The 16,321-nt window shown below is 58.3% G+C and carries 19 protein-coding genes; 6 read left to right on the forward strand and 13 right to left on the reverse strand.

All coding sequences use genetic code 11. The features are described 5' to 3' along the window. The first annotated feature begins 5 nt into the window (after positions 1-5). Entirely contained in the window at positions 6-1,355 is a 1,350-nt protein-coding gene (locus tag WCY31_RS04455; RefSeq protein ID WP_345973334.1) for an SLC13 family permease, read from the forward strand. Positions 1,356-1,358: 3 nt separating this feature from the next. On the opposite strand, the gene WCY31_RS04460 is transcribed toward WCY31_RS04455, so the two are convergent. Further along, on the reverse strand, positions 1,359-2,075 hold the full coding sequence (locus tag WCY31_RS04460) for an endonuclease/exonuclease/phosphatase family protein (protein ID WP_345973336.1): 717 nt from the start codon (positions 2,073-2,075) through the stop codon (positions 1,359-1,361). 77 nt (positions 2,076-2,152) lie between these two features. On the opposite strand from WCY31_RS04460, the gene WCY31_RS04465 reads away from it, so the two are divergent. After that, positions 2,153-2,443, forward strand: a complete 291-nt coding sequence (locus WCY31_RS04465; protein ID WP_345973338.1) for a Dabb family protein — start codon at positions 2,153-2,155, stop codon at positions 2,441-2,443. A 41-nt stretch (positions 2,444-2,484) separates the two neighbouring features. On the opposite strand, the gene WCY31_RS04470 is transcribed toward WCY31_RS04465, so the two are convergent. From WCY31_RS04470 to WCY31_RS04500, 7 genes are all read right to left on the reverse strand, one after another. Continuing rightward, complete coding sequence (locus WCY31_RS04470) at positions 2,485-2,946, reverse strand: hypothetical protein (RefSeq protein ID WP_231020795.1); 462 nt, start codon at positions 2,944-2,946, stop codon at positions 2,485-2,487. 142 nt (positions 2,947-3,088) lie between these two features. Continuing rightward, entirely contained in the window at positions 3,089-3,736 is a 648-nt protein-coding gene (locus WCY31_RS04475) for a class I SAM-dependent methyltransferase (protein WP_231020796.1), read from the reverse strand. Further along, positions 3,733-5,685: an ABC-F family ATP-binding cassette domain-containing protein gene (locus WCY31_RS04480; RefSeq protein ID WP_345973340.1), complete on the reverse strand. Its 1,953-nt coding sequence runs from the start codon at positions 5,683-5,685 to the stop codon at positions 3,733-3,735. Before WCY31_RS04480 ends, WCY31_RS04475 begins: the two co-directional genes overlap by 4 nt. 92 nt (positions 5,686-5,777) lie before the next feature. Continuing rightward, positions 5,778-6,251 carry a hypothetical protein gene (locus WCY31_RS04485; protein WP_345971065.1) on the reverse strand — a complete coding sequence of 158 codons (474 nt, stop codon included), beginning with the start codon at positions 6,249-6,251 and terminating at the stop codon, positions 5,778-5,780. Positions 6,252-6,360: 109 nt separating this feature from the next. Further along, positions 6,361-7,077 carry an OmpA family protein gene (locus WCY31_RS04490; protein WP_345973341.1) on the reverse strand — a complete coding sequence of 239 codons (717 nt, stop codon included), beginning with the start codon at positions 7,075-7,077 and terminating at the stop codon, positions 6,361-6,363. A gap of 60 nt (positions 7,078-7,137) precedes the next feature. Then, a complete protein-coding gene (locus WCY31_RS04495) occupies positions 7,138-7,998 on the reverse strand; it encodes an N-acetylmuramoyl-L-alanine amidase (protein ID WP_345973343.1) in 861 nt (286 codons plus the stop codon). Between the two features lie 126 nt (positions 7,999-8,124). Further along, the gene (locus WCY31_RS04500; RefSeq protein ID WP_231020804.1) at positions 8,125-8,427 is read right to left on the reverse strand and encodes a hypothetical protein; all 303 of its coding nucleotides are present in this window, start codon (positions 8,425-8,427) and stop codon (positions 8,125-8,127) included. A gap of 153 nt (positions 8,428-8,580) precedes the next feature. On the opposite strand from WCY31_RS04500, the gene WCY31_RS04505 reads away from it, so the two are divergent. The 4 genes from WCY31_RS04505 to WCY31_RS04520 all read left to right on the forward strand — a co-directional run bounded on the left by WCY31_RS04505 (position 8,581) and on the right by WCY31_RS04520 (position 11,464). Further along, complete coding sequence (locus WCY31_RS04505) at positions 8,581-8,778, forward strand: hypothetical protein (protein WP_345971069.1); 198 nt, start codon at positions 8,581-8,583, stop codon at positions 8,776-8,778. Between the two features lie 75 nt (positions 8,779-8,853). Next, positions 8,854-10,137 (forward strand): M48 family metallopeptidase, encoded by a 1,284-nt coding sequence (locus WCY31_RS04510; protein ID WP_345973345.1) that lies wholly within the window; start codon positions 8,854-8,856, stop codon positions 10,135-10,137. After that, complete coding sequence (gene prmC / locus WCY31_RS04515) at positions 10,137-10,973, forward strand: peptide chain release factor N(5)-glutamine methyltransferase (protein WP_345973346.1); 837 nt, start codon at positions 10,137-10,139, stop codon at positions 10,971-10,973. The genes WCY31_RS04510 and prmC overlap by 1 nt, the downstream gene beginning before the upstream one ends. Then, entirely contained in the window at positions 10,970-11,464 is a 495-nt protein-coding gene (locus WCY31_RS04520) for a DUF4149 domain-containing protein (protein WP_345973348.1), read from the forward strand. Before prmC ends, WCY31_RS04520 begins: the two co-directional genes overlap by 4 nt. A 20-nt stretch (positions 11,465-11,484) precedes the next feature. Here WCY31_RS04520 and WCY31_RS04525 read toward each other — a convergent pair whose 3' ends face one another. The 5 genes from WCY31_RS04525 to WCY31_RS04545 are packed head-to-tail and all read right to left on the reverse strand — an operon-like array spanning position 11,485 to position 16,195. After that, positions 11,485-11,874 carry a DoxX family protein gene (locus tag WCY31_RS04525; protein WP_345973350.1) on the reverse strand — a complete coding sequence of 130 codons (390 nt, stop codon included), beginning with the start codon at positions 11,872-11,874 and terminating at the stop codon, positions 11,485-11,487. Between the two features lie 13 nt (positions 11,875-11,887). Continuing rightward, positions 11,888-12,178 carry a J domain-containing protein gene (locus tag WCY31_RS04530; RefSeq protein WP_231020821.1) on the reverse strand — a complete coding sequence of 97 codons (291 nt, stop codon included), beginning with the start codon at positions 12,176-12,178 and terminating at the stop codon, positions 11,888-11,890. Positions 12,179-12,189: 11 nt separating this feature from the next. Then, positions 12,190-13,341: a cell division protein FtsZ gene (gene ftsZ, locus WCY31_RS04535; protein ID WP_345971074.1), complete on the reverse strand. Its 1,152-nt coding sequence runs from the start codon at positions 13,339-13,341 to the stop codon at positions 12,190-12,192. Positions 13,342-13,355: 14 nt separating this feature from the next. Further along, positions 13,356-14,723: a cell division protein FtsA gene (ftsA, locus tag WCY31_RS04540; protein ID WP_345971075.1), complete on the reverse strand. Its 1,368-nt coding sequence runs from the start codon at positions 14,721-14,723 to the stop codon at positions 13,356-13,358. Beyond that, positions 14,720-16,195: a peptidylprolyl isomerase gene (locus tag WCY31_RS04545; protein WP_345973352.1), complete on the reverse strand. Its 1,476-nt coding sequence runs from the start codon at positions 16,193-16,195 to the stop codon at positions 14,720-14,722. The genes ftsA and WCY31_RS04545 overlap by 4 nt, the downstream gene beginning before the upstream one ends. Positions 16,196-16,321 lie beyond the last annotated feature (126 nt).

Consider the following 16,321-nt stretch of genomic DNA (forward strand, 5'->3'; position numbering starts at 1 on the left):
AGGGCATGGGCGGATCAACGGTCAAGATCCTCTGGGCCGTCGGGACGGCGCTGCTCCTTTACGCCCTGGTATTGCCGATACTTTCCCCGGTGCAGGCGGCCCTGGCCGGGGTCGTGACGCTGCTGGTCGTGCTCTGGACCAACGAGGGGCTGCCGCTGGGCGTCGTTTCGCTCCTGCCCATCGTACTCTTCCCGGCGCTGCACATTCTGCCGACCAAGATGACCACGGTCAATTACGCCCATCCTATCATCTACCTTTTTCTCGGCGGATTCATGCTGGCCATCGCCGTGGAGAAGAGCGGGCTGCACATCTGGATCGCACGGAAGATGCTGGGGATCTTCCCGGCGACGGGGCGGGGGATCATCATCTCGCTGGCGGTGACGTCGGGGGTGATGAGCTCGATCCTCTCGAACACGACGACGGCCCTGCTGCTGATGACCATTGCGCTTTTCCTCTCCGACGACCCGCGGCTGAAGATGCGGTTTACGCTGGCCATCGCCTACGGTGCCAGCATCGGGGGGATCCTGACCCCCATCGGCACCCCGCCGAACCTGATCCTGCTGGGGGTCATGGAGGAGCACGGGATGGCCATGATCCCCTTTGTGCAGTGGATGTGGATGGTTGCCCCGCTGGCCCTCGTCATGATTGTCGTCATCTCCGTGGTGCTCGCCGTGGGGATCAAAGACGTCCGCCTGGCGCTTCCGGAGGAGGAGAAACCGCTGAGTGGGGATCAGAAGAAGCTCCTGGCCCTGCTGGGAGGCTTGGTGGTGCTGTTGCTCGTCAATGCCCCCATCCGTCCCTGGTGGGAGGGGCTCGGTATGAGCGAACCGGTGATTCTGCTCAGCGCCGGTCTGCTGCTCTTCGCGCCCCCGTTCAATCTTTTGATCTGGCAGGAGGACAAGGCGAAGATTCCCTACCGCATCATGTTCCTGTTCGGGGCGGGGTTCGCGATCGCCAAGGCCTTTTCCGAAACGGGACTGGCGGGTCGGGTTGCCGAATTCCTCGTCGATTACAGCTATTTGACGCCGCTTTACCTGATGCTGATCGTCGCGGCGCTGATCACCTTCACGACGGAGATCACCTCCAATACGGCGCTTATCTCCATTATGCTGCCGGTGATCTACGCGGTGGCGCAGCAGACGGGGCTGGATGCGACGCTGTTTATGATGGTGGCAACGATCTGTTCGAGCTACGCCTTTATGCTACCCATCGCGACCCCTCCCAACGCCATCGCGATGTCCAGCGGGGTCATCCCGATACGGACGATGGCGCTTTACGGACTTCTGTTCAATCTTGTCGGCATCATTCTGATCGTGTTGATCGCCTACCTCTTCTGGCGCCCTGTCCTGGGCTGAGGCTCAGCGTTTGAAGGTGGCGAGTATGGGGTTGTGGTCCGAGACCCGGCCCGTGTTGACGGCTTCGGCGGTAAGCAGGGTGAGGCCGCGGAAGTAGAGGTGGTCGAGGGGCTTGGAAAAGCGCTGCTTGATATGGTGCCCGTTGGCACAGGTGGCGGGGAGGAGGTCGATCGAGCGGGCAAAGCCTTCGAGGTACTCCATCCGTTTCCGGCTCCAGGTATTGAAATCCCCCGTGACGATCATCGGCCCTTTGCGCTGTTGCAGGGCGATGCGGAGCCGGTCGATCTCTTCGATGAAGACGGCGGCGGAGACGAAGTTGATGGCGTGGAGGTTGACGGCGACGAGTTCGCTGCCGTTTTCGAAGGGGTGGGTCGTGATCAGCAGGCTTTTACGGGTGGCGATGTGCATCTCCCGCCGGTTGGTCTTCAGGCTGACCGTATCGTGGATGGGGCTTTTGGCCGCCGTCAGAACACCGTACTGGCGGTGGCGGAGATTGATGTTGATGGCGGCGGAGACGTTATACCCCGGAAAGTGTTCTGCCGTATGGGTATCAAGAACCGCTTCCTGGAACAAAATCAGTTCGGGCGTCCCGGTCGCCAACAGCGATTGCAGCGTTTTGTCGAAGGGGGGACGCCCCATCTCTTTGTGGACGTTCCAGGTCAGCAGCGAAAAGGTGTCAGGCAGGGGAATCCCCGCCTCGTCCGATCGGTAGTGTCGCATAATTCAATCATAACCTACATAGGTTAAAATGGCATCAAAAAAAGAGCCCCTTCTGGGGGAAATCAAAGGAGAAAATCATGGTTGTCCATATCGTAATGTTTACATTCAAAGAGGAGAACAAAGCGGCGAACGTCGCCAAGGCAAAGGCGATGCTCGAGGCGCTCACGGAGAAGATCGATCCGCTGCTCAGCATGGAAGTCGGCGTGGATTTCAACGGGAGCGAACGGGCGATGGACCTGGTACTGACGACGACCTTTGAAACGGAAGAGGGACTCGCAACCTATGCAACGCACCCGGCGCATCTGGAAGTCGTGGCATTCATCAAGGACGTGACCGAGATGTCAAAGGTGGTTGATTACGTACGTTAAAGGCAAGGGGTGGGTTGCGGGGCCGGTGCCCGGCCCGCGTCTCAGTTACATTCGTTGAGAGAAGGGTTCTGGAAGAGCTGGTTGATATTCTCTTCGATGAAGCGGTAGTCGACACCGTCGATGTGCAGCCCCGCTTTCCTGATCTCGATACAGTTGACCTTCGTTTTGGTCCATTGGCCGCCCAGGACCCCTTTTTGGCTGCTTTTGCCCGGGGGAACGCGCTCATAGTCGTCGGCCCAGAGCGTGACGGTCTGGCCGTCTTCGGTGACGCCTTCCAAGAAGAAGGTGGCCATGTCAACCGGTTTGGCTGACGTGTTGACGAAATAGACGATCGGGTGGCTGTTCCCCTTCTCATCGGTTTCGACATCAACATCGTAGATGACGACCGGCATCTTCATCTTTTTCGCGCTTTCCATATCCACATGGCTCGGTACCAGTACATTTGTCAGCGTATTCAGCTTCGCACAGCCGGTCATTAGACCTGCGGCTGCGACTGACGACATAAGAAACGCAAATCCTCTTCGCATAAAGCTATCCTCCTAAAAATATTAAAAATGATTATATCGGATGCGAGGCTTAAAGGACCATGAAGATATAACAATTTGTAAAATTGTCTTCAGGATGTGATAGATTTATGATGCCCGTCTATAGGGCTTTTGAGAGAAGAACGATCTTTTTTCCATCGTGACAAATGCGCTTCATCTGCAGCCGTTCTGCCGCGATTTCAAAGCTTCTCGGCGTGAAAAAAACGAGGTGTGTCGGGTCGCGGCGGTACCACCAGTTCTGGTAGAACGCCTCGCTGTTTTGGTGAAACTGCGTCATCAGTGCCAGGGTGCCTCCCGGGACGAGACGCGCGTTCAGTTCGGCAAGGGTCCCCATCGGGTCGGCGATGTGCTCGATCACCTCGGTGGAGGTGATCAGGTCAAAACGTGCATCCTCCGCCGGGGGCTCCGGCGCGAAATATTTGTCGTAGATCGTGACCTCGAAACCGCGGCGGCGCAGCAGTTCGGCCAGTACCGGCGCGGGACCGGAGCCGAAATCGAGGACCCGCTTGACGGGACGGTCGACGGCCGCGAGCGTATAATCGATGAAGGCTTCGAACATGGCGACGTACCCTTCGTTCTCGATCGAGTTGTTATGTTCGTCGTACTTTTTCCGTTCCTGCGCCTCCGAAGGGTGGGCGTTTTCCTCTTTAAAGAGCAGTTCGCAGTGGGGGCAGTGGTAGGTGAGGCAGTCTAGCTGCCGGTCTCGGAAGGAGGGGGAGGGGGTCTGGCAGAGCGGGCACTTTTTCATTGCCCCTCGATCTGCTCCGCTTTCTCCTCGATGGTGAGGAGCTCGTCGACTTTCGCTTCGTACTCCGCCTCGAGGGCTTCGAGCTCCTTGGCCAGCACCGAGATCCCCTTTTCGGCATAGCATGCCGGGTCGGCAAGGCAGGCGTTCAGGTCTTCGATCTTCTGCTCCAGGGCTTCGATCTCACCCGGCAGCGATTCGAGGGCCATCTTCTCTTTGTAGGTAAGGCGCAGCGGCTTCTCTTTTTTCGGTTTCTCCTGCACGGCGGGTTTGGCGCTCACCGTTTCTGCCTCGCGCTCCATCGCCTCCATCTCCCGGAACTCCTTCTCGGTTTCAAGGTATTCGCTGTAGAGCTGGTAGCGCTCCTCGACTTCGCCGTCGCCTTTGAAAACGAAGAGCTTCTTGGCGATCTTGTCAACGAAGTAGCGGTCGTGGCTGACGAGGATGACCGCCCCGGGGAAGGCCTGGAGCTTCTCTTCGAGGATGTTGATGGTGGGGATGTCGAGGTCGTTGGTCGGTTCGTCGAGGATGAGGCAGTCGACCTGCTTCGTAAAGAGCAGGGCGAGGGCCACGCGGTTCTTCTCCCCGCCGCTGAGGATGCCGATCTTCTTGTCGAGGAATTCGCGGGGGAAGAGGAAGTTTTTGAGGTAGCCGTAGACGTGCATGTTCTTGCCCTGCACCTCGACCCGGTCGCCGCCGTGGGGGCAGAAGGTCTCGATGAGGTTCTTGTCGTCATCGAGCATTTCGCGGTGCTGGTCGAAGTAGCCGATGGAGAACTCCCCCTGCTTGATCTTGCCCGCCGTCGGTTTGAGGCGCCCCAGCAGCGCTTTGAGGAGGGTCGACTTGCCGCTGCCGTTGGGGCCGACAACGGCGATGACGTCCTTTTGGAGGATACGCGTCGAGAAATCCCTGATCAGCATTTTAGTGCCCAGGGTAATGTCGAGGTGCTCGATCTCGAAGAGCATCTTCTGTTTGTTGACGCTTTTGTCCCGGTTGAAGTGCTTCGCCTCGCGGTCGAGCTCGACGCGCATCTTACGGATCTGCGCCGGGTTCGTTTTCGCCTGCTCCCGCAGGTTCATCAGCCGCTCCTTGCGCCCCTCGTTGCGCTTGAGGCGGGCGCGTACCCCGCGCGAATACCACTCGTTCTCGGAGCGCAGCAGGCGCAGCAGGTTGTCGTGCTGCTTCTGCATGGTGCGCAGCAGCTCCTCTTTCTGGGTCAGGTAGCTGCTGTAGCCCCCTTTGAACTCCCGCAGGCCGGCATCCTCCACTTCGACGGTCTTCGTCGCGATCTGGTCGATGAAGTAACGGTCGTGGGAGATGAAGACGAGGGTGAACTTCTCCTTGAGAATGAGTTCCTCGAGGAACTCGACCATGTAGACGTCGAGGTGGTTGGTGGGTTCGTCCAGCAGCAGGACGTCGGGTTTCTGCAGCAGCAGCGACGCCAGCGCGACCCGGCGCTGTTCGCCCCCGCTGAGCAGATTGACGTTCTTGCTTTCGTACATTTTTAGCTGGAAGTGCTGCAAGACCCGCTCGATCTTGTCGTCGAGGTTCCAGGCGCTGTGGTGGTCGAGGTAGGCGGAGAGCTCCGTGTGTTCCTTGATCAGCTGCGGGTCGTCGAACTTCTCGGCCATCTCCACCGAGAGGGTGTCGAAACGGGCCAGGGCCTCTTTGAGTTCGACGAGGCCGTGCTCGATCGCCTCGCGCACGCTGTGCCCCTGCTCGAAATGCGGCACCTGGGCGAGCATCTTCACCTGCAGGTTCTGGCGGATGATGCGCTCCCCTTCGTCGTATTCCAGCGTCCCGGCAACGATCTTCATCAGCGTCGATTTGCCGCTCCCGTTCTTGCCGACGACAACGACGCGCTCCCCCTCATCGATATGGAAATCGACGTTCTCAAGGATTTTTTGCGCTTCGTAGTTTTTATAGATGCCGTGCAGATCAATGAGGGCCATGGTGCTCTTTTTTTCTGCGTATTTTACTATAACGGGTTGAAAGTCAGTTGTTGTATCCGCGTATCCCTCTGCCGTAAGTGGCGGGCAGGAAGCTACTGCTCGAAGGCGTAATTGACGTGTCCCGCTTCGAACATCGCGTCGACGAGGGTCCGGTCTCCGCTTTTAACCGCGTTCATAAACGCCGTCTCCGTCTTTGGATCGTCGTTTTCGAACCAGAGGTACTTTTCCGTGATCAGCTCAGAGACCGTTTTGGGGGTGTTGTGTTTCATGGAAAGTTCGATGATGTAGCGGCAGGTGTAGCGGCGGAGGTTGCTGACCTCGCCCAGGGCGTGCTCGAGGTCGCCGTCGGGGGCGCCGTGCACGATGAGCATGGCGGCCATCCGTTTGAAGGTATCTTCCCGGTCAAACTCCCCGGCTTCGAAGGCGCGCTCTATCAGCGTGCCGACAAGCGTCAGCGGATGCACGCCCGCTTCGTTTTCCGTGATGGGGGAGGTGCCGGCCTCAAGAATCTGTTCAAGGGCGGCTGCATCGCCGGCTTCGATCGCATTGAAAATAGGTTTCGGCATGGTGACTCCTTCCGGGAGGAAATGGTCGTTAAATTATTATAGCCAATGCCGTAGCCGTTTGGTGACTGAAATGGTGAAAGTTGTGCCTGAAGCACCGAGCGGTGCTATGCTAGAGGCACTGGTCGACGACGTTCTCCTGTGTCTGGTACAAGAAGATCTCGACGCGGCGGTTTTGGGCCATATTGGCTTCGCTGTTGTTGGGAACGAGCGGTTTGTCGAAGGAACAGCCGCGGGCATAGACGGCGTTGGGCAGTCCCTGGTTTACCATGGCCGTGGCGACGGTGCGCGCCCGGCGCTCGGAGAGCTGCAGGTTGTAGTCATAGGAACCGCGCGGGTCGGTGTGGCCGACGACCTGGACGATGGAACTGGGATATTTTTTCAGTGCCGTCGTCAGCTGGTCGATCTTTGTCAGCGCCGTTGACGTCGGCGTATCGGAGTTCGTCGGGAACATCATGGCGCTTTTAAAGGTGACTTTGACAAAGGTCTCATGCTGGGTGACGATGATGTTGTCCGCGCCGACATCGCTCTGGCTGACGGTCGTATTGAGAGATTTGGCGACGTCTTTGGCCTGCTGGTCCATCGCATAACCGATCCCGCCGCCGGCTGCTGCGCCGACCGCCGCGCCGATCAGCGCGCCCTGGCCTTTGTTCTTGCCGCCGAGCAGCAGTCCGCCGATGGCACCGACGGCCGCACCGATGAGGGCGCCTTTTTTGGTCTTGTCGTACTCGTCCTGCTGCGTGCCGTCGGCATTGGGCTGGGTGCTGGCACACCCGCCGATCAGTGCGGCGGCAAGGATGAGTGAAAGTGATTTGGTTGGAAATGTCATTGTTTTTGCTCCTAAACTAGATCGCTTATTGTAACAGGAAAATGTCTCTTTTTCGTGATATCAGCCGACGGGCGTCTCTGTCTGCAGGTAGTCGCTGTGCACCCACCCCTCTCTGCAGATACGGACCTTCTGCCACACGCCGCTGCGCTCGACCAGCTCCACCCGGGTCCCTTTCTCAATCGGATCGCCTGCCAAAGAGGCGCTTCCCGAGGGCTGGGACCTGACGTTAAGGAGGCTGGCGGTGACCGTTGCGTTTGCGGCGGGAGCCTCCTGCTCATCCGTCGGCTCCGCATCGGCATGGCGTCCCGTCAGAACCCTGTCGCGCAGCCGCTCCAGCGGGAAGGCCGGGCCGGGGTCGATCTTGCGTTCGGGGGCGATCTCTTCGTGGCCGAGGATCGTCTGGATGGGATAGTGCCCCTTCAGTACCCGGCATATCTCGAAACATGCCTCGATCTGTTCGGCCGTATAGGTGTGCCAGTAAGAGGGTTCCGTCTGGTTCCGGTGGATGGCCCGGATGACGTCCGCCTCTTCGTAGCGCCGGCCGAACCAGGCGAGGTAGCTGTCACCCGAGGGGGTGAGCTCGCCGGCATTGACGAGCTCGATACCGATGGCATAGCGGTTGAGCCCGCTGCGTTCCTGCCAGCGGCTCGTGCCCGCGTGCCAGGCGATTCGCCCGAAGTCGACCATCTGCACAACTGTGCCGTCGCGATCGATGATGAGATGGGCCGAGGCTTCGACATCGGGGTTTTTGAACGTATTGACGGCGGAGGCGAGGGTCGGGCCGGCGGTGAAGTGAATGACGACGGTGTCGGGCAGACCCGCCGCATAGGGGCCGCTGTCTTTGTTGTCGCAGGGGTCGAAAACGACCTCTCGGCCGAACAGGTCGCCGGTCAGCAGGTGGGTATCGATACGCAGTGCCATCGTCACTCCTTTTTTAATAACATAAACCCATTATTATTCATGATTTATTAATAAAGGATAAACCCGTCTACAGCAGAGAGGATGGCTGCACGTTGTTGAGGGGCTAAAAAGGGTGGAGGCGGGAGGTCAGAGATCGCAGAGCATACGCCGGACGACGAACCATTTTGCGATGGCCTGATCGGTGTACTGGTACTCCTGCTGGGCGGGGGGAATGGAGATATTCCGGATCTTGGCGCGGAGGATACCGAAAGCGACGAATCCGAAGAGCAGGGCACCGATGGCATAGAACCAGTCATACAGGAGCCAGACCGCCACCGCGAGGAGATAGGTGCCGTAGGAGAAGAGCCACCCCAGCAGCCATGCTGCCGTGCGGCAGAGCGGTTTGGTGGGTTCGGGCGTCGGTTCAAGCAGTGGGATATCGGTTTTCATGGCATGATTATAGCAGTTGGCGCATCGAAAACGGTATTGACGATAAAATAAATAAAAAAATAGACTTAAATCGTCATTTTAATCCTGAAAACAGACGGGATCATCATGAATAAAAAGTATGATTGTAGCAAATAAAAATTAAAAGGATAGGTTATGAATGAACCGACACTCCAGGGCATCGGCGATTATAACGGACTCAAAGGTGAGAAAAAACGGGTAGTGCGGGCCGTCCTGCTCACGGGACTCCTGCTCGGTGCGCTCTATGTCATCGTCTCCAACAGCTACGTCGGAGAGGTACATGACAGGCTGCCGGTCCATGACGGCATCACCGCCGTTCCCTTCAACCGCTGAACTTCTTTGCCCGTCGCTGACCCGTTTTAGGGTCGCGATGCTACAATATCCGACACGCTTTCACAAGGTATTTCTATGGTAACAGCACTGATGGTTATGATCAGCCTCTATTTCATTATCAAACTCTACATCAGCGTCATGCAGGTCGGGTTTATCAACCGCGCCAAGCGGATGGCTCCGGTGCTCATGGGGAGTGCGGATTATCTCAAGGCCGGCAACTATGCCGTGGCAAAAGAGAAGCTGCAGATGACGGGAATGCTGATCGAATACATCATGTTCCTTGTCTGGCTCGACGGCGGGATCCGCTGGCTGGACGCGGTAATGGGCGGGATGGACGCGCCTTTCAAAAGCATCGTCATGGTCCTGGCGTTTTTGCTGATCAATACCCTGGTGGAACTGCCGCTGTCGCTCTACGAGAAATTTGTCCTTGATGCGAAGTTCGGCTTCAACCGTACCAGCGTCGGCCTCTACATCAAAGACACGCTGATCACGCTGTTTCTGGTGGCCCTGCTCGGCGGGGCGGTCATCTGGGGCGTGACGGCGATCATCGCATGGGCGCCGCTGTGGTGGTTCTGGAGCTTCCTCTTCCTCTTCGCCGTCGTCGTTGCGCTCAATATGCTTTTCCCGACACTGCGGGCACTCTTCTTCGACAAGCTGACACCGCTCGAGGATGCGGAGCTCTCAGAAGAGATCGACGCCTTGATGAAGAAGACGGGCTTTGTCAGTAGCGGGGTCTTTGTCAGCGATGCCAGCAAACGCGATACCCGTCTCAACGCCTACTTCGGCGGCCTGGGCAAGAGCAAGCGCGTCGTCCTCTACGACACGCTGCTCGAAAAGCTCGAAGCGCGCGAACTGCTTGCGGTACTGGGGCATGAACTGGGCCACTTCGCCCACGGCGACCTCTACAAGAACATCGCGGTCGTCGGCGGGATGCTTTTTGGCATGCTCGCCCTTTTCGGCAACCTGCCCGAATCGCTCTTCGTGCAGCTGGGCATCGGCAATACGCCTGCAGTGACGGTGATACTCTTCTTGCTCTTCATGCCGCTGGTCAGCTTCTTCATTATGCCGCTAATGGGCGTGATAAGCCGACATAACGAGTACGAAGCGGACCGCAGCGGCGGGGAGCTCGTCGGCAAGCTCTACCTCGCAAACGCCCTGCGCAAACTGGTAACGGAGAACCGCTCCTTCCCCCTTTCGCATCCGCTCTATATCTTCTTCTACTATACCCATCCGCCGGTGATCGAACGCCTGCGGGCGCTTGGATTCGAGGAGCGGGGCAGCGGCAAAGGTGCGATGCGCTCCGAATGCGACGCGGACAGCGTGGAGCGCGAACTCGATAACGAAGGTGTGCGTTCTTGATGGGTGAACGCGTGCGGACGCTGCGGGAGTGCCTCGATGTGATCGCCGCCGAGATCGCCGTGAGTGCGGAGCGTCCGCGGCGGGAGGCGGAACGGATGCTGATGGAGTACCTGGGGCGCGACGGCCTTTGGCTGATCACCCACCAGGACGAGCCGCTCTCCTGCGACGAAAGGCTCTGGGAGTGGGTGGCGCGTCGCAAGGCCCATGAACCCCTCGAATATATCTTCAACCGCGTCAGCTTCTATTCGCAGCTCTTCTATATCGCCCCGGGGGCTTTGATCCCGCGGCCGGAAACGGAGCTTCTAATCGACCGCGTCCTGGAAGCGGTCGACCCTGCCGCTGAGATGACGCTCTGCGAGGTGGGGGTAGGGAGCGGCGCGGTCAGCGTGACCCTGGCGCTGCATCTTGAACAGGCACAGATGATCGGCGTCGATATCAGCGAGGAGGCGCTGGGCGTGGCGGCCAAAAACGTCGCGGATTTCGGCCTCCAGGAGCGGATCGAGCTGCGGCAGAGCGATCTGCTCGCAGGCGTTCCGGAGAACATTGACGTTCTGGTCTCCAACCCGCCCTATGTCGCCGAGGATGCCGCACTCGAACGCAACCTCGATTATGAGCCTGACCTGGCGCTGTTCGGCGGTGTGACGGGGATGGACATTATCGTTCGACTGATCGACGCGGTCGCCGAGCGGAAGATTCCCCTGTTCTGTTGCGAAATGGGGTATGATCAGCGCGAAGCCGTCTCGGCGATCGTCCCGAAGGGGTATACGATCGATTTTTACAAAGATCTTGCGGGACTCGACCGCGGGTTCGTAATGACACGAAAGGATGAAACATGAATACCAAACAGTGGAGCGTCACGCTCTATCTTATGACCGTTGCCGCCACGCTGGGAGCGGTTTTGATTCTGGGCATCGTTGTCGCCGCGGTGATCTTCCACTCGGCATCGATCCTGCCGACGGAGCTGCTGGGCCGTTACGAAGAGGGAATGCTGATGGGCGAGATCTTCCGCCGTTTCAGTTTCTGGGCCTATGCGATGGCCGTGATCATCCTCGCCTTTGAAGGAAACGAATACCGCCGCCAGCGTCGTGACAAGTGGGCCATTATGAGCGCGCTGCTCGCGGTGGCAACCCTGCTGATGTTCGCGGCGGTCTACGTTCCGAAGATTCTCTCCATGCAGGCCGAGGGGGCGGATGCCACGGCGAGCGAAGCCTTCGCCTCGCTGCACAGTGCCAGTGAACTGGATTTCAAGCTGCTGGCCGTCGCGCTGATCGTCCTTTTTGTGCGTCGGATGCAGCTGATGTTTCTGCCGTCTGCCGGAAAGGTCTAATGTAACGGGAGGTCGCCCCTCTAGGAGCGATTGATGCCGTATTTCCCGGGCCCGGAAAAGAAGAGGGCGAGGGCGGCAAAGAGATAGAGTAGCGCCATCTCGCTGACCGGGCCGCCGGTTTTGCTCAGCTGCAGCGGGAAGAGCCCGCCGACAAGTGCCACGGCCACCAGCATATTCGCGGCCATCAGCGCCGCACCGATCCGCGCATACAATCCGAGAATAATCATCACCGGGGCGATCACCTCCCCGATAAAGACGCCGTAACCGAACCAGCCGGGCAGGCCGTGGGCCTGCAGCATGCCCTGGATATGGGCAATGCCGTGCAGCAGTTTATGAATGCCGTGAAACAGCATAAGGGTACCGAGGGCAAGGCGCAGCAGCAGGCGGGCAAGGTCGTCGTTTCTCAACATGATTGTTCCTTAACTAGCGTCCGCCGAACTTCCGTTCCCACCACTCCTGCGGCGTGAGGCAGGTCTCTTTGAGGTAGGGTTCGTCCAGGCGGTATTCGTAATGTTTGACAAATTCCAGCAGTATTTTATAGGCGTCGTTGATTCGCGCGCTCATGGTGTTCGCCGTATCGGGGTCATCCGGGTGCTTGTCCGGGTGCCAACGGTGCATCAGGTTTTTATAGCGCGTTTTGATTTCGGGGAGGGTCGCCTTGTCATGAAGGCCCAGCAGGGTCTTGGCCTTCAGAACGCTCTCATAGGGGGGCATTAGCGGGTGCGTCAGTCTTTTTGCTGGCGCATGTAGGTCGGCACGTCGAGGTAGTCATCACTCAGATCGCCGCCGACGACCATTCTCGGACGGCTCACAGTACGGCTGGCCGCCGGGGTCTCCTGTGCCGGAGCATCGTAGGAGTCGTTATTGATGGAGGGGGCCTTTTTCGGGGCCTCCTCATGGTCAAAACCCGTGGCAACGAGGGTGATCTTGATATAGTCGATCGCCAGCGTGGCATCCGTCGTCGTCCCGAAGATGACATCGGCATTTTCGTCCGCGCTCTCTTCGACGACACCCATCGCTTCCCCGATGGAGATCATCGGGAAGTCGGGGTGCATCGTGAAGTGGACGAGAACGCCCATGGCGCCGTTGATGCTCATGTTGTCGAGCAGCGGCGATTCGATTGCGGCGCGGATCGCTTCATAAGCGGCATTGTCGCCCTGGTGCTCGCCCACGCCCATCAGCGCCATACCGTGGTGGCACATGACCGTTTTGAGGTCGGCGAAGTCGAGGTTGATGTCGTTGTCGCCCGAAGAGAGGATCACGCCGGACGTCCCGCTGACCGCCTGGGCCAGGACGGCATCGACAATCTTGAAAGACTCTTTGAGCCCCAGGTTCTTGTCGATGATGGAGAGGAGTTTGTCATTGGGGATGACGACGATGGAATCACTCTCTTTTTTCAGCTCTGCCAGTCCCTGTTCCGCCAGTTTGAGGCGTTTGCGCCCCTCGAAGGCAAAGGGTTTCGTGACGACGGAGATGGTCAGGGCACCGACGTCGCGTGCGATCTGGGCGATGACCGGCGCCGCGCCGGTACCGGTGCCGCCGCCGAGGCCGGCGGCGATAAAGACGATATCGGCCCCTTCGATGGCACTGCGGATGTCGTCATAGTTCTCGATGGCGGAATCTTTGCCGACGCTCGGTTTCATCCCGGCACCGAGCCCTTTCGTCAGACGGCTGCCCATCTGGATTTTGACCGGGGCAAAGGAGGTCTGAAGCACCTGGGCATCGGTATTGGCAACGACCATTTCGATGCCGTCGACCCCTTCGTTGATCATATGACCGATCATATTGCCGCCGCCGCCGCCGACGCCGATGGCTACGATACGCGCACCGTTATTGGCCGTCGTCTCTTCGATTTTGAACATATTGTCAGATCCCATCTATCACTCCCCTGTTAAAATAACTGTGTAATCCAGTTCCAAAACTTGCTGCCGAAGCCTGCGGCTTTGTCAGCACTTTTTCTTGCGTCAAAGGACTTGATCCTGATCGTGCCTGCTTCCTCGGAGGGGGGCAGCGGAATCTCTTCCTCTGCCGGCTCCTGAACGGAAGGTTCAGTCAGGTCAGGCTTCTCCATCGGTTCTTCATTACGGTAACGTACCTGGCGGTTCACATCGATTTCGTAAGGCGCATAGCCTCCCGCCGCATATTTGATAAGCCCGACCGCTGTCGCCGTCGCCGGCTCTTTGAGGGCGTCGAAGAGTCCTTCGACGTTACACGGCTTGGCGAGGCGGACCGGCACATTGTCGAAAATGGCAACGGCAAGATCGCGGAGGCCGTCGAGTTTGGTAAAGCCGCCCGTCAGGACGACCCCGGCCCCCAGCTGATCTTTGAGCCCGCTCTTGTCAATGGACTGGGCGAGGATCATCAGGGTCTCCTCGACCCTGGCATAGATAACGTTGTGTACCACGCCGAGGGAGACCTCGTGGGAGGACTCCTCGTCGCCGATAATCGGCAGCTCGATCAGGTCATCGCTCGGCGCACTGAGCGATCCGTACTTGATCTTGACGCTCTCGGCGATGTTGAGCGGCGTGTGCAGCGCCATGGAGAGGTCGCTGGTGATGTGGTGCGAACCGACACCGAGGAAATCGTTGTAGCGGATCGCGGTCCCGGAGTGGATCACGGTGTCGCAGGTGTGGCCGCCCATGTCGATCACGGCGGCACCGAGTTCCTTCTCATCCTCGTTGAGCACGGCAATGGCGGAAGCGTAGCCGTTGAGGACGACGGTATCCACCTCGACGCCCGCGCCGCGAACGGCTTTCTTGAGGTTGTTGAGGTTGGACTTCTGCGTCGTGATGATATGGGTCTCGACCTCCAGGCGCGACGCATTCATCCCCAGTGGATCCTCGATGAACTCCTGGTCGTCGACGATAAAATTGTACGGCAGTGTATGCAGCACTTCGTATTCGTTGGGAATATTGGCGTTGTACAGCGACGTGTGCATGACACGGCTGATCTCTTTGAAGGTGATCTCCCGGTTGGGGATATTGACGATCCCGCTGGAGTTCAGGCTCTTTGTATAGGCGCCCGAGATGGAGACGATCGCCCGTTTGATTTCAGTGCCGGCGACGCGTCTGGCGTCCGCCAAGGCGGCTTTGATCGCCTTGGAGGCGAGCTCGATGTTAGTGATGGATCCCTTTTTGATCCCCTGGGAACGGACGATGCCGGCCCCCGAGATCTGAATCGTACCCTCAGGGGAGATCTCCGCGATGATGGCGCAGATTTTGCTGGAGCCTATATCGATCGCGAGGATGCTTTTTTTCACTGGCCGAATCCTTGAAGGAAGATTTTCGTCTCATACCGCTCGGCGAGGGCGGTGATCAGGGACTGGCTGAAAAGGGTCTCTTTTGTCTGTGCGACCGCCTGGTCCGCATTCGCATCGGCAACGGGGTCGATCTGCTGGTCGAGAATGCGGTAGAGGACGATCTTTCCATCCGGAAGCTGTGCCATGCTTTCGGCTTTACGTGAGCGGAAGAGGCTGGTCAGCAGGGCCTGCGTCTCTTTTTCATCCAGCCCCTGTACACCGGACGTCGCATCGCGCTTGAGGTATCCATCGGTCGTGGTACCGCGGAAGGAGTTCAGGGAGGAGGTCGCCAGTTCCGTCAGCTTTTCGGCGCGCATCTGGCGGGTGTAGGCGGCGAGGACGTCGGCTTCCGCCGCTTCGAAGCTCTTGGGCATCGGTTCGACGGTCTCCAGGCGTTTGATGATCAGGTACGCCCCGTGCTCTTTTTTCGGTTTCAGGTAGGGGCTGGCCGCGTCGGCGGAAGCGATGGCCTGCATCGTCTCCGCGCTGAAGCTGTTGTCGCCTTCACGGACGGTTGTCTCAACGATCTTCACGTCGGCGTCAAGCTTCTCTTTCTTGTAGGCGATGTAGGTCTTCAGCGCTTCTTTGTTGGTGGCTTTGTCGTTGACGGCGGCGACCACGGCGCTCTTGGCGTTGTCAAACGCGAGGATCTTTCCGTCCGGTCCGACGAAGTCGTATTTGTGCGCATCGTAGTACGACTGCAGCTCTTCCTCTCCGGCGCCGGCTTCGACGGCGTCTTGGGTGATGTAGGCGATCTTGAACGCCCGCGGCGTCATGTAGTCGAGCTTGTGGCCCTCCCAGAACGTTCTGAGGGCTGCGTCGGAGGTGTCGATGCTGACCATGGCGCCGTCAAGCACTTTGTATTCGAATTTGTCCCCGATACCCAGGGCGGTCTCGAAGGCTGATGTTTCGATGCCGTTCGCCTGGGCAGGGAAGAGGGCGAAGAGTTTCTGGATCAACAGGGCACGGCGGATGTCCGCTTCGTAGTCAACAGGGGTCAAACGGTTCTGTTTGAGGACCTTCTGGTAGAGCTCCTTGCTGAAAACGCCGTTCTCGATGAAGGCTTCCTGGGACTGCAGCACCGTAGCCACCTCTTTGTCGGTCGTTTCGAGGTTATAGCTGTTAGCGAGGTTCACCAGCAGGGCCTGGTTGACGAGCTGCTGTAACGCCTGTTTGTCCAGGCCGAGCTTTTTCGCCTGCTCCTCGTCGAATTTGCCCTGGAAGATCTGGCTGTAGCGGTTGAAAAGCTGTGCATAGGTTTTTTGAAGTTCGCGGCTGGTGATGCTGACGTCACCGACTTTGGCCACGGCCCCCGATTTGTCGCCGTAGCTGTACTGCCCCCATCCGACAAATCCGGCGCCGATAAAGGCGATCGTGGAGATCCAGATCGTAATGACGAGGTATTTTCGGTGTCGTTGCATCCATGTAATCATCTGTATAGTTTGCCTTCTTGCGTCGTAGTTGTCAATTTTATAAGGTTAAAGCTTAAGAATTGCCTTAAAGCCCCTGTTTTCCGAACCTTTTTTCACTGTGAGTTCAATATTTTTCGATAAGATTTT

It is taken from the genome of Sulfurimonas sp. HSL3-1, from assembly GCF_039645995.1.
GTDB classification, from domain to species: domain Bacteria; phylum Campylobacterota; class Campylobacteria; order Campylobacterales; family Sulfurimonadaceae; genus Thiomicrolovo; species Thiomicrolovo diazotrophicus.